At 71.2% G+C, this 12,474-nt stretch carries 12 protein-coding genes; 8 read left to right on the top strand and 4 right to left on the bottom strand.

The window, feature by feature from the left end; translation table 11 throughout:
• Nucleotides 1-69: 69 nt before the first annotated feature.
• From MTF69_RS13185 to MTF69_RS13215, 7 genes are all read left to right on the top strand, one after another.
• Nucleotides 70-1,803 (top strand): ABC transporter ATP-binding protein, encoded by a 1,734-nt coding sequence (locus tag MTF69_RS13185; RefSeq protein WP_374322944.1) that lies wholly within the window; start codon nucleotides 70-72, stop codon nucleotides 1,801-1,803.
• Nucleotides 1,800-2,915 (top strand): ABC transporter permease, encoded by a 1,116-nt coding sequence (locus MTF69_RS13190; RefSeq protein WP_243333745.1) that lies wholly within the window; start codon nucleotides 1,800-1,802, stop codon nucleotides 2,913-2,915. Before MTF69_RS13185 ends, MTF69_RS13190 begins: the two co-directional genes overlap by 4 nt.
• Complete coding sequence (locus tag MTF69_RS13195) at nucleotides 2,912-4,177, top strand: ABC transporter permease (protein ID WP_243333747.1); 1,266 nt, start codon at nucleotides 2,912-2,914, stop codon at nucleotides 4,175-4,177. Before MTF69_RS13190 ends, MTF69_RS13195 begins: the two co-directional genes overlap by 4 nt.
• On the top strand, nucleotides 4,174-4,566 hold the full coding sequence (locus MTF69_RS13200; protein ID WP_243333749.1) for a cytidine deaminase: 393 nt from the start codon (nucleotides 4,174-4,176) through the stop codon (nucleotides 4,564-4,566). Before MTF69_RS13195 ends, MTF69_RS13200 begins: the two co-directional genes overlap by 4 nt.
• A gap of 120 nt (nucleotides 4,567-4,686) precedes the next feature.
• Nucleotides 4,687-5,964 (top strand): thymidine phosphorylase, encoded by a 1,278-nt coding sequence (locus MTF69_RS13205; RefSeq protein WP_243333758.1) that lies wholly within the window; start codon nucleotides 4,687-4,689, stop codon nucleotides 5,962-5,964.
• Between the two features lie 95 nt (nucleotides 5,965-6,059).
• Nucleotides 6,060-6,656: a Uma2 family endonuclease gene (locus MTF69_RS13210; RefSeq protein ID WP_243333760.1), complete on the top strand. Its 597-nt coding sequence runs from the start codon at nucleotides 6,060-6,062 to the stop codon at nucleotides 6,654-6,656.
• Between the two features lie 51 nt (nucleotides 6,657-6,707).
• Nucleotides 6,708-7,043, top strand: a complete 336-nt coding sequence (locus MTF69_RS13215) for an STAS domain-containing protein (RefSeq protein ID WP_243333761.1) — start codon at nucleotides 6,708-6,710, stop codon at nucleotides 7,041-7,043.
• On the opposite strand, the gene MTF69_RS13220 is transcribed toward MTF69_RS13215, so the two are convergent.
• The 3 genes from MTF69_RS13220 to MTF69_RS13230 form a co-directional block, all read right to left on the bottom strand.
• A complete protein-coding gene (locus tag MTF69_RS13220; protein WP_243333763.1) occupies nucleotides 6,939-7,940 on the bottom strand; it encodes a sigma-70 family RNA polymerase sigma factor in 1,002 nt (333 codons plus the stop codon). The two genes, MTF69_RS13215 and MTF69_RS13220, sit on opposite strands and share 105 nt — an antisense overlap.
• Before the next feature lie 110 nt (nucleotides 7,941-8,050).
• Nucleotides 8,051-8,662 carry a DUF402 domain-containing protein gene (locus MTF69_RS13225; RefSeq protein ID WP_243333765.1) on the bottom strand — a complete coding sequence of 204 codons (612 nt, stop codon included), beginning with the start codon at nucleotides 8,660-8,662 and terminating at the stop codon, nucleotides 8,051-8,053.
• A gap of 50 nt (nucleotides 8,663-8,712) precedes the next feature.
• Nucleotides 8,713-9,993, bottom strand: a complete 1,281-nt coding sequence (locus MTF69_RS13230) for an MFS transporter (protein ID WP_243333767.1) — start codon at nucleotides 9,991-9,993, stop codon at nucleotides 8,713-8,715.
• A gap of 99 nt (nucleotides 9,994-10,092) precedes the next feature.
• Between MTF69_RS13230 and MTF69_RS13235 the strand changes: the two genes are divergently transcribed.
• Nucleotides 10,093-11,034 (top strand): LysR family transcriptional regulator, encoded by a 942-nt coding sequence (locus tag MTF69_RS13235; protein ID WP_243333770.1) that lies wholly within the window; start codon nucleotides 10,093-10,095, stop codon nucleotides 11,032-11,034.
• Here the strand turns inward: MTF69_RS13235 and MTF69_RS42875 are convergent.
• Nucleotides 10,970-12,085, bottom strand: a complete 1,116-nt coding sequence (locus MTF69_RS42875; RefSeq protein WP_308401396.1) for a helix-turn-helix transcriptional regulator — start codon at nucleotides 12,083-12,085, stop codon at nucleotides 10,970-10,972. The genes MTF69_RS13235 and MTF69_RS42875 overlap by 65 nt on opposite strands.
• Between the last annotated feature and the right edge of the window lie 389 nt (nucleotides 12,086-12,474).

Consider the following 12,474-nt stretch of genomic DNA (forward strand, 5'->3'; position numbering starts at 1 on the left):
TCTTGTGGCCGGTTGGCCGCAAGTTTTCACTTTCGACAGTGCTACGCGCGTAGAAGCATCGTGGACGCGATACTTTCTCCCCCCGCCCTGTCCCCTCCCTGCCTTCAGCTCCTTCCGCGCCAAGGAGAGTGCGTCATCAACGCGTCCAGCCCGCCCCCCGCCGTAGAACTGCACGGCATCACCAAGCGCTTCCCCGGCGTCGTCGCCAACAAGGACATCGCGATCACCGTCCGCAAGGGCACGGTCCACGCCCTCGTCGGTGAGAACGGCGCCGGCAAGTCGACGCTGATGAAGATCCTCTACGGCATGCAGAAGCCGGACGAGGGCACCATCGCCATCGACGGGGAGCAGGTCTCCTTCAGCAGCCCCGGCGATGCCATCGCCCGCGGCATCGGCATGGTGCACCAGCACTTCATGCTCGCCGACAACCTCACCGTCCTGGAGAACGTGGTCCTCGGCGGCGAGAAGCTCTACGGCATCGGCGCGAAGGCCCGTAAGAAGATCAGGGAGATCTCGGACGCCTACGGCCTCGGCGTACGTCCCGACGCCCTGGTCGAGGACCTCGGTGTCGCCGACCGCCAGCGCGTGGAGATCCTCAAGGTCCTCTACCGCGGTGCGAAGATCCTCATCCTCGACGAGCCGACGGCCGTGCTCGTGCCGCAGGAGGTCGACGCGCTCTTCGACAACCTGCGCGAGCTCAAGTCCGAGGGCCTGACCGTCATCTTCATCTCGCACAAGCTGGGCGAGGTCCTGAAGGTCGCCGACGACATCACCGTCATCCGGCGCGGCACCACGGTCGGCACCGCCGACCCGCGCACCACCACGACCAAGCAGCTCGCCGAGCTGATGGTCGGCTCCGAGCTCCCGTCCCCGGAGACCCGCGAGTCCACGGTGACCACCACCCCGATGCTCCAGGTCCAGCGCCTGACCGTCGCCGAGAGCGGCGCGCCCGTCGTCACGGAGGACACCGCGCGCACGCCCGGCCTGCCGGACGCCAACCTGCGCGAGACCGCGGTCGCCGGACGCCTGCTGCTCGACGGGATCAGCTTCACGATCCACAAGGGCGAGATCCTCGGCATCGCGGGCGTCGAGGGCAACGGCCAGACCGAGCTGATCGAGGCCCTCATGGGCATGATGACCCCCGACGCGGGCGTCATCACCCTCGACGGCAAGGACATCACCAAGTCCCCGGTGCGCAAGCGCCGCGAGGGCGGCATCGGCTACATCCCCGAGGACCGCCACCGGCACGGTCTGCTGCTGGAGTCCTCCCTCTGGGAGAACCGCATCCTCGGCCACGTCACCGAAGCCCCCAACTCCAAGCGCGGCATCATCGACCCGAAGGCCGCCCGCAAGGACACCGAGCGGATCGTGCGCGAGTACGACGTCCGCACGCCCGGCATCGAGGTCACCGCGGCCTCGCTCTCCGGCGGCAACCAGCAGAAGCTGATCGTCGGCCGCGAGATGAGCCACAACCCGAAGTTCCTCATCGCAGCCCACCCCACCCGCGGTGTGGACGTCGGCGCGCAGGCGCAGATCTGGGACGCGATCCGCGAGGCCCGCCGCGAAGGCCTGGCGGTCCTGCTGATCTCCGCCGACCTGGACGAGCTCATCGGCCTGTCCGACACCCTGCGCGTCATCTACCGCGGCCGCCTGGTCGCGGACGCCGACCCCGCGACCGTGACCCCCGAGGAACTCGGCACCGCCATGACGGGCGCCGCCTCCGGGCACCTGGAAGCCACCGACAACAACTCCGCCGCCGGCACGGATGCCCGTACCGAATCCCCGGAGGACGAGGCCCGATGAAGAAACTCGACAAGGACCGGCTGCTCCTCGGCTTCGCCGGGCCCGCGCTCGCGCTGGTCACCGCCTTCCTGCTGACCATGATCGTGCTGGCGGCGACGGGTGTGGACCCGATCGAACCGCTGCGGCTCATGGTGGAGAACGCGGGCTACGAGGACGTCCAGGTCCTCATCGTCAACCAGGCCGGTACGTACTACCTGGCGGCCCTGGCCGTGGCCATCGGGTTCCGGATGAACCTCTTCAACATCGGCGTCGACGGCCAGTACCGGCTCGCGGCGATGGTGTCGGCGGTCGTCGGCGCCGCGGTCTCGCTGCCCGGCCCGCTGCACATCCTGATGATCGTGATCGTCGCCATGCTGGTCGGCGCCTTCTGGGCCGGTATCGCGGGCGTCCTGAAGGCCAAGCGCGGAGTCAGCGAGGTCGTCTCCACGATCATGCTGAACGCGATCGCCACCAGCCTGATCGCCTGGCTGATCCTGCCGAAGAACCTCGGCGTCCAGCCGAAGGGCTCCAACGACCTGACCACCGGCGAGATCGCGAAGTCGGGCTGGTTCCCGGCGATCTCCCTCGGTGACGGCCTGGAGATCTACGGCTTCACCTTCCTCGCCTTCGCGCTGGGCATCGTCTACTGGTTCGTGCTGGGCCGCACCCGCTTCGGCTTCGACCTGCGCGCCACCGGCGCCAGCGAGTCCGCTGCGCAGGCCTCCGGCGTGGACGCCAAGAAGATGATCATCACCTCGATGCTCATCTCCGGCGCCGTCGCCGGTCTCGCCGGCATGCCGGTACTGCTGGGCGAGAGCCACACGTACAGCCTGTCCTTCCCGGTCGGTGTCGGCTTCACCGGCATCACCATCGCGCTGCTCGGCCGCAACCACCCGGTCGGCATCTTCTTCGCCGCGTTCCTGATGGCCTTCATCGACAAGGCCTCGGCCTCGCTCGACACGGAGGGGTACGCGAAGGAGATCGGCACGATCATGAAGGGTCTGATCGTGATCGCGGTCGTCGTCTCCTACGAGCTCGTCCGCCGTTACGGCATCCGCCGACAGCAGCAGAAGGTCGGCGAGGAACTGGCCGCAGGCCACGCCATCAAGACCGAGAAGGAGGTCTCGGCGTGAGCATCAGCACCGTTTCCGCGACCAGCGCCGCGCCCAAGAAGCAGGGCGGCCGCACCAAGCTCACCCTCCCGTGGATCATGCTGATCATCGCGGGTGGCCTCGCGCTCATCTCACTGGTCCGCGTGATCAGCGGCGCGGACGACCTGACCTCCATCGGCCAGGTCTCCGGAGCGCTCTCCCTCGCCGTGCCGATCGGCCTCGCCGGACTCGGCGGCCTGTGGGCCGAGCGCGCGGGCGTCGTCAACATCGGCCTCGAAGGCATGATGATCCTCGGCACCTGGTTCGGTGCCTGGGCCGGCTACCAGTGGGGCCCGTGGACCGGCGTCATCGCCGGCCTGATCGGCGGCGCCATCGGCGGCCTGCTGCACGCGATCATCACGGTCACCTTCAACGTGAACCACATCGTCTCCGGTGTGGCCATCAACATCCTGGCGCTGGGCTTCACCCAGTACCTGTCGAACTTCACGTTCGCCGAGGCGCCCGGCGGCTCCTCCAAGCAGTCCCCGCGCGTCGAGCCGATCTACGAGATCACCGTGCCGGGGTTGTCGGACTGGATGGCCACCCTCCAGGGCAAGCACTGGTTCTTCCTCTCCGACGTCGCGGGCGTGGTCGGCGGCCTGGTCACCGGCCTGTCGCTGCTGACCGTCGTCGCGCTGCTGCTGATCCCCGGCACCTGGTGGGTGCTGTGGCGCACCACCTTCGGCCTGCGGCTGCGCTCCTGCGGCGAGAACCCCATCGCCGCCGAATCGCTCGGCGTCAACGTCTACAAGTACAAGTACATCGCCGTGATCGTCTCGGGCGCCCTCGCGGGCCTGGGCGGCGCGTTCCTGTCGATCGTGGCCAGCCCGATCTACCAGGAGGGCCAGACCGGCGGCCGCGGCTACATCGGCCTCGCCGCGATGATCTTCGGCAACTGGATGCCGGGCGGCATGGCGCTGGGCGCCGGCCTGTTCGGCTTCACCGACAGCCTCAAGCTGCGCGGCGGCGCCGAGAACGTCCACGCGATGCTGCTGCTCATCGCGATCCTGCTGGTCCTGGTCGTCGCCTGGCAGCTCTACAGGAAGCGCTACGTCCCGGCCGGCATCTCGGCGGTCTTCGCCGTGCTGCTGTTCCTCTGGTACGCGCTCACGGACCAGGTGCCCAGCCAGTTCGTGGACGCCGCCCCGTACCTGACCACGCTGCTGGTGCTCGCGCTGTCCGCGCAACGCCTGCGGATGCCCAAGGCGGACGGCATGCCGTACCGCAAGGGCCAGGGCAAGTGACGGCCGCTCCCGACTGGGAGGCCCTGCGCGAGGCGGCCCGGGAGGCCATGTCCCGGGCGTACGCCCCGTACTCGGGCTTCCCGGTCGGCGTCGCGGCGCTGGTCGACGACGGCCGCACCGTCGTCGGCTGCAATGTGGAGAACGCCAGCTACGGGCTCGGCCTGTGCGCCGAATGCGGGCTGGTCTCCTCCCTCCAGGCCACGGGCGGCGGCCGCCTGACGCACTTCACGTGCGTGGACGGCAAGGGCGAGATCCTCGTCCCCTGCGGTCGCTGCCGCCAGCTCCTCTTCGAGTTCGGCGGCGCCGAGCTCCAGGTGGAGACGCCGGAAGGCGTCCTGCCGCTCTCCGCGATGCTGCCGCAGGCCTTCGGGCCGGACCATCTGAGATAGCCGTACCGACGGCCCTCCGCCCCCTGCCGGGCGGGGGGCCGCCGTCCTTTTCCCCTGTGGCCCCCTGTCCTTTCATAGAGGGCCTCTCCTCTCTCTATGCGCGTAGAAGGAAGCACTTCCATGGACGTCATCTCCGTCATCCGCACCAAGCGCGACCGCGGTGAACTGAGCCCCGAGCAGATCGACTGGGTCATCGACGCGTACACGCGCGGCGTGGTCGCCGACGAGCAGATGTCGGCGCTGGCGATGGCCATCCTGCTCAACGGCATGAACCGGACCGAGATCGCCCGCTGGACCGCCGCGATGATCGCCAGCGGCGAGCGGATGAACTTCGACTCCCTGTCCCGCCCGACCGCGGACAAGCACTCCACGGGCGGAGTCGGCGACAAGATCACCCTGCCGCTGGCCCCGCTCGTCGCCGCCTGCGGCGCGGCCGTACCGCAGCTCTCCGGCCGGGGCCTGGGCCACACCGGCGGCACCCTGGACAAGCTGGAGTCCATCCCCGGCTGGCGCGCCCTGCTCTCCAACGAGGAGATGCTGCACGTCCTGGACACCACCGGCGCCGTCATCTGCGCGGCCGGCGACGGCCTGGCCCCGGCCGACAAGAAGCTCTACGCGCTGCGCGACGTCACCGGCACCGTCGAGGCGATCCCGCTCATCGCCTCCTCGATCATGTCCAAGAAGATCGCCGAGGGCACCGGCTCGCTCGTCCTGGACGTGAAGGTCGGCACCGGCGCCTTCATGAAGAACATCGAGGACGCGCGCGAGCTGGCCCGCACCATGGTGGGCCTGGGCACCGACTCGGGCGTCAAGACCGTCGCGCTGCTCACCGACATGTCCACCCCGCTCGGCCTCACCGCGGGCAACGCCCTGGAGATCCGCGAGTCCGTCGAGGTCCTGGCGGGCGGAGGCCCCTCGGACGTCGTCGAGCTGACCCTGGCCCTGGCCCGGGAAATGCTGGACGCCGCGGGCATCAAGGACGCCGACCCGGCGAAGGCCCTGGCCGACGGCCGGGCGATGGACGTGTGGCGCCGGATGATCGCCGCGCAGGGCGGCGACCCGGACGCGGCGCTGCCCGTGGCGCGCGAGCAGCACGTGGTCACGGCCCCCGCCTCGGGCGTGCTGACGCGGCTGGACGCGTACGGGGTCGGCGTGGGCGCCTGGCGCCTGGGCGCCGGCCGCGCGCGCAAGGAGGACCCGGTCCAGGCGGGCGCGGGCATCGAGCTGCACGCGAAGCCGGGCGACACGGTGGTCGCGGGCCAGCCCCTGATGACCCTGCACACGGACACCCCGGAGAAGTTCGACTACGCCCTGTCGGCGCTGGACGGCACCTTCGACATCGCGGCGGCCGGCACGGCCTTCTCCGCCACGCCGATCGTGCTGGACCGCATCGCCTGACCTGCGCTTCCCTTTCGGGTGAACGGGACCGGTGGACCCCCGCCGGTCCCGTTCGGCATGCTGGGATCGGTGCCGAACCGAATGAGGAGCACACCATGAGCGCACTCGGCGTTCGGCATGAGCCGCGAGGTGGCGACAGCTGGGAGGCGCTGGTCCGACTCTGGGAGGAGATGGACTGGCCGGAGGGCTGCAAGGTGGAGATCATCGAGGGGGTCATCACCGTGACGCCCCCACCTGCCAACCGACACGCCCTCATCGCCGCCGAGGTGACGCGCGATCTCTACTCGGCCATCCCTGATGACTGGGGCGTCTTCCAGCGGCAGAGCGTGGCGATTCCAGCCTGTTCGGGCATGTTCATCCCGGACCTGCTGGTTCTGCCCAGGGCCGTCCTGTTGGAGTCCGGGTCGGAGTACTACGTGCCTGCGGCCGCGGCGGAACGCGTCTCTGAGATCACCTCCCTCTCGAACGCCTCGCATGACCGCATCGTTAAGGCCGCTGGGTACGCCCAGGCCGGTGTACCGCTGTACCTCCTCATCGACGGCTTCGCGCCCGGAGGTCCCACGGTCACCCTCTACGGAGAGCCGAGCGGTGCGGTCTACCGGGTGCTGCGTGCCGGAAAGTTCGGCGATGTCTTCCGGATTCCCGCGCCTTTCGACATCGAACTCGACACCTCCGTCTTCCCCACGCCCTGAGGCGGTTCCACAGCGTCGATGAGTTCCGGGCCGTGGGCGAGTCATCCTCTCGTGACGATCACACGACTCCTACTACCCGGCCCCGGCACCACCGCCCCCGACGCCGCACTGCTGTGCGCCCGGCTGGCCCGGCTCTACGACGCCGGGGCGACCGAGGTGGTGTGCGACGCCGCCGCGGTGACCGCGCCCGGGCTGGCCGACGTGGACGCGCTGGCCCGGCTGCGCCTCACCGCCGGCGGCCGCCCTTTCCGGGTCACCGGGGCCCCGCCCCCGCTACGCGCGCTACTGCACCTCGTAGGACTCGTCGAGCTGCTCGGGGAGCCCGAAGAGCGGGAACCACCGGGCGGTGTCCAGGAAGGCGTTCAGGCCGGTGATCTTCCCCCCTGACACCTCCAGCACCTGGAGCGCCCACGGGGTCCAGCCCGGCTGCCCGTCCTCGCGCAGCCGGTACTGGCCGAAGACGGGCATGCCGTTCGCCGTGGTCGGGCTCATCCGCGAGCCCTTGCAGCCGATGCCCTGGTTCAGGTGCCAGGCCGCGATGTCCTCGTGGCCCTGGAGCCACAGGTCGAACGGCGGCATCGACAGCACCGCGTCCTCGTGGAGCAGGGCGGTCAGCCGGGAGATGTCGTACGCCTCGAAGGCGGCGAGGTACTGCTCCAGCAGCTTGACCTGGTCGGAGTCCAGCGGGTCCGCGGACTCGCTCTCGCGGATCCGGGTCGCGGACAGCGTCGCGCGGGCCCGCTGCAGCGCGCTGTTCACCGACGCGACGGTGGTGTCCAGCAGGGTGGCGACCTCGTCGGCCTTCCAGGCCAGCACCTCGCGCAGGATCAGCACCGCCCGCTGCTTGGCCGGCAGGTGCTGGAGCGCGGCGACGAACGCGAGCCGTACGGACTCCTTCGCCAGCGCCATCTCCGCCGGGTCGGCGGTCTGCGGCAGCACCCGCCCGTCGGGCACCGGCTCCAGCCAGGTCACCTCGGGCCGCTCGTTGAGCACGGCCGACGCCTGGTGCTGCGGAGCGCTCAGGTCCATCGGCCGGGCCCGCTTGTTCCCCGCGTTCAGCAGGTCCAGGCAGACGTTGGTGGCGATCCGGTACAGCCACGACCGCAGGGAGGACCGCCCCTCGAACTTCGCGTAGCTCCGCCAGGCGCGGATGTACGTGTCCTGCACCGCGTCCTCGGCGTCGAAGGCCGAGCCGAGCATGCGGTAGCAGTACCCGGTGAGCTCGACGCGATACCGGTCGAGCGCGGCGTCGAGCTCAGGTGCGAGGTCGGTGGCTTCGGTCATGTCCCTTGATCCCCCTGGTAGTTCCCGATACTCCGGAAACTACCCGAGGCCACCGACAACCGCAGCCCGGCACACGGGCCCGGCGGGAGCCCACCGAGGGGAGCGGGCCGTCACCGCGGGCCGCCCGGGCCCGGGGGCAGGGGCGGGCGGTCCGGGAGGGGCCAGGACGGCGGGGGGCAAAAGTCGCACCAGGTGCCGTCGAAGGGGTAGGCGGCCGAGTCGATGAGGCGGGTGACGCGGACGCCCTCCGCGCGGATGGCGGCGGCCTCGGCCGGCGTCCAGTACACCGGGTGGCCCGTCTTCGCGGCGAAGGACTCCTCGTCCTTCCACTCCCACGCGCGGTCCGGGGTCACCGTGATGTCGAGTTCCTGGTCGGTCACGCGGACGTCCGCGCCGTCCCGGCTGCGGACACGGGATTCCAGGTTCACGTACCAGCTGCGGAACACCTGCTCCCGCGTGAAGCTCCACCACACCGCGTGCCCCGCCCCGGCCGGCTGCAGGATCAGCGCGCCCCCGTGCCGCCACCGGTCGGCCCGCAGCGGGTACGAGCCCTCCGGCGGCAGGTCCCGCAGATGGGTGCCGGGCGGGATGGCGGCGCGCCAGAGCGGGGTGCCCGGGGCCACCCACAGCAGCAGGTCGCCGTCGCCCGACTCCACCACCCGGGCCGGGATGATCATGCTGACCGTGCTGCCGAGTATGAGGTGAACGTTGACTGTCGACATGATCGGCGATCATGCCAGCCGTGGGTTGCGGGCCTCTTTTGCGGCAGCCCTCAGCGTGCCGCCGGCGCCGCGATCCGGGCCGAACGGGCCGCGTGGGACCCGTACAGGGTGATCGTGACGACCCCGGCGACCGCGAGCAGCGCGAGGGTGACCGTGGCAGCCCAGCCCGCCGAGTGGTAGGCGAGGGCGCCCAGCGTGCCGCCGGCGCTGGAGCCGGCGTAGTACGCCGACTGGTAGAGCGCCGAAGCCTGCGCGCGGCCCGTCTTCGCCGTACGGCTCACCGCCGCGGAGGCCACCGCGTGGCCCGCGAAGAACCCTGCCGTGATCAGGACCAGGCCGAGGAGGATCGCGGTGAGGGAGTCCGCGAGGGAGAGGAACAGGCCCGCCGCCGTCGTGGTCACGGCCAGGTACAGCGCGCCGCGCCGGCCGAGCCGGGCCACGAGCTGCCCGGCCGCCGCCGAGGAGACCGTACCGACCAGGTAGACCAGGAAGATCGAGCCGATGAGGCCCTGCCCGAGCGAGAACGGCTCGTCCACCAGGCGGTAGCCGATGACCGTGTACACCGCCCCGAACACGGTCATGAACAGCGCGCCGATCCCGTACAGCCGCAGCAGCAGCGGATCGCGCAAGTGCCCGGAGACGGTACGTCCCACCGCGCGCGGGTTCAGCGAGGCCGCCCGGAAGAACCGGGCCCGGGGCAGGAGCACCAGGAACGCCGCCGCGCAGGCCAGCGACATCAGGCCCACGGTCAGCAGCCCGCCGCGCCAGCCCCAGGCCTGGGCCGCCCAGCCCGTGACGAGGCGACCGCTCATGCCGCCGATGGAGTTGCCCGCCACGAACAGGCCGATCGCGGCGACCAGCGCCTTCGGCTTCACCTCTTCCGCCAGGTACGCCATCGCGGAGGCCGGGATCCCGGCGATCGCCGCGCCCTGGACGGCGCGCAGCGCGACCAGCCACTCCAGGTTCGGCGCGAAGGGCACCAGCAGACCGACGCCGACCGCGATCACCATGGACCAGGTCATCATCCGGGTCCGGCCGAAGCGCTCCGAGAGCGCGCTGAGCGGCAGGACGAACAGCGCGAGCGCACCGGTCGCCGCGGAGACCGTCCAGCTGGCCTGACCCGCCGTCACGCCGAAGCCCCCGGAGATCGCGGGCAGCAGCGCCTGGGTGGAGTAGAGGAGGGCGAAGGTGGCCAGTCCGGCGGCGAAGAGCGCCAGGCTGAGGCGGCGGTAGCCGGGACGGCCGGGCTCGTGCGCCTCGGGTGCGCAGGCGCGGAACGACGGGGTGGAGGCACCCGGGATGACGGGTGCCCCGGTATGAGCGGGAGGCATGTGTACGACCGTAGGGCCGCCCTTTTCATGCGTCCAATGCACAGATTCGCGATAATCAATCCATCCATGCATCAGCGCAGGTCAGACGGGTACCTATCGATGAGTCGTTACGAAGAAGACATGGCCGTGACACATGCGCTGGCCCCGCGCCTCGCGTACTTCGTCGCCGTCGCACGGCACGAGCACGTCACCCGCGCCGCGCACGAGCTGGGCGTCCCGCAGTCCACCCTGTCGCGGGCCATGGTCCGCCTCGAACAGGACCTGGGCGTCACGCTGTTCGCCCGCAAGGGCCGCACGGTCGCGCTCACCACCGCCGGCCGCACCTTCCTCGCCTCGGCGCAGCGCTCCCTGGCCGAGATCGCCCGCGCCGCCGGCTCCGTCCAGCAGGACGCCGACCCGTCCTTCGGCAAGGTCGCCTTCGGCTTCCTGCACACCCTGGGCCCCGAGACCGTACCCGGCCTGATCCGGGCCTTCCGCGCCGACCATCCCGGAGTACGGTTCTCCCTGGTCCAGAACTACGGCGAGGCCATGCTGGAGAAGCTGCGCGCCGGCGAGCTCGACCTCTGCCTGACCTCGCCGCTGCCCGACGCCCCGGACCTGGTGGCCCGCCGGCTCGACGAGCAGCGGCTGCGGCTCGTGGTCCCCGACGACCACCGGCTCGCCACGCGCAAGCGGATCCGCCTCGCGGAGGCCGCTGAGGAAACCTTCGTCACCCTGGAGCCGGGCTACGGGCTGCGCCGGATCACCGACGACCTGTGCGCGGAGGCCGGCTTCACGCCCCGGGTCGCCTTCGAGGGAGAGGAGGCCGAGACCCTGCGCGGGCTCGTCGCCGCCGGTCTCGGCGTGGCGCTGCTGCCGCCGCCCGCGGTGGCCCGGCCCGGGGTCGTCGAGCTGACGGTCACGGCCCCGCGCGCGGTCCGCGAGATCGGGGTGGCCTGGCTCGACGGGCACCCGGACACGCCTCCGGTGGCGGAGTTCAAGAAGTTTCTGCTGTCCCGCCGGGGGCGGCTGATCCCGGAGCTTCAGCCGGGGGGTGAGTGAGCGCGGTCCGGGTGGCCGCGGTGGCGGCGGTGGCAGCGGAGGCGGCGGTGGCCGCGGTGGCCGCCGCCGTCGCCGACAGCAGGAACCCGGCCTGGAAACGGGACTTGGCCCCCACCGCCCGCATGATCTCGGCGATGTGACGCTGACAGGTGCGCTCCGACATGCCGAGGCGCCGGGCGATGACCTTGTCCTCCAGTCCCTCCGCCAGGAGCCGCACGATGGTCTGGCGCAGCTCGTCGGAGATGGAACGGGCCTGGTCCGGCCCGACGGTGGTGCTGAAGGGCTCGGCCTCCGCCCAGCAGCGCTCGAAGGTCTGCGCCATGAAGTGGACGACGTTGGGCTCGCGCACCACCAGCGCCGCCTTGATGTCGTCCTGCACCTCAATCAGCCCGGTGTGCCGGTCGACGAGGATCATCCGCATCAGCCCGTCGCCGACGGTACGGACCTGCGAGCCGAGCGCGGTCACCCGCTCCACGTAGGCGGCCGTCGGGCGGGAGTAGCGGGCGGTGTGCTGGTAGAGGGTGCGCATCCGCACGCCCCGGGCGAGCATCGCCTCGTCCCGCACCACCGCCCCCTCCAGGGTGGCCGGGCTGCGGCCGCCGCCCGGGTGGCAGGTCAGCACCTCGGACTCGGCCGAGGCGATGAGCTCCCCGATCAGGTCCTGCAGCGCGGCCGGGTCGGTGACCAGCTCCAGGGCGTTCGCCCCGCCCCGGTCGCGCAGGTCGGTGCCCGCCTCGTACGCGGGGAGCAGGTCGTCCAGCCGGTCGCGCAGCCGGTCCATCTCGTCGTGGGTCTCGCGCGCACGCAGGGCCAGCGGGGCCAGTGACCGGGCCGCCGCTGCCCGTGGGGACACGGCGCTCCAGCCCATCGGTGCCGGCCCGTCGGGGCGGCCGCCGTCCGCGGCGGAGGCCGGGCCGGAACGGGGCTGGATCAGGTGGGCGGCCGCGAGTTCGGCGATGGCGGCGCCGACGGACTCGCCGAGAGCCTCGCCGGCCTCCGTCTCGGAGAAGGCGTGCCGCTCGGCCGCGTACCCGTAAAGACGCCGGGCCACGGAGCTCAGTTGGTCCGTTTCATCCGATGGCATATACATATTCGTCCCGGCCTGTACCGATTCGTAAACCCCTCGTGTTCCCGCAAGGCATCAAGACGATGCCCTCCGATCTTCGTGAGGATAGGCAGAACCGGCACAGTGTTACCACGGCGTTCTCGGGGGAGGGCGCGGGCATCTTTGGTCCGCGCTTCGCCGACCTGGCATCCCGCCCTCGCACGGGCGTGTGCCTCAAGGTGGTCGCGCCGGGCCCGCCCGTGTCATCCGACCGGGAGGGGACGGCGCGGCCGGCACGGACGGCCCGGCGCGACCACCACGACCACATCAGGGCGCTCCGGCCGACGGCTCCTTGCTGCTGCCGGGGGGCCTGCCGCCCCGGCCGCCCCTGCCAC

The sequence above is a fragment of the Streptomyces sp. AP-93 genome (assembly GCF_022808175.1).
Classification (GTDB): Bacteria; Actinomycetota; Actinomycetes; order Streptomycetales; family Streptomycetaceae; genus Streptomyces.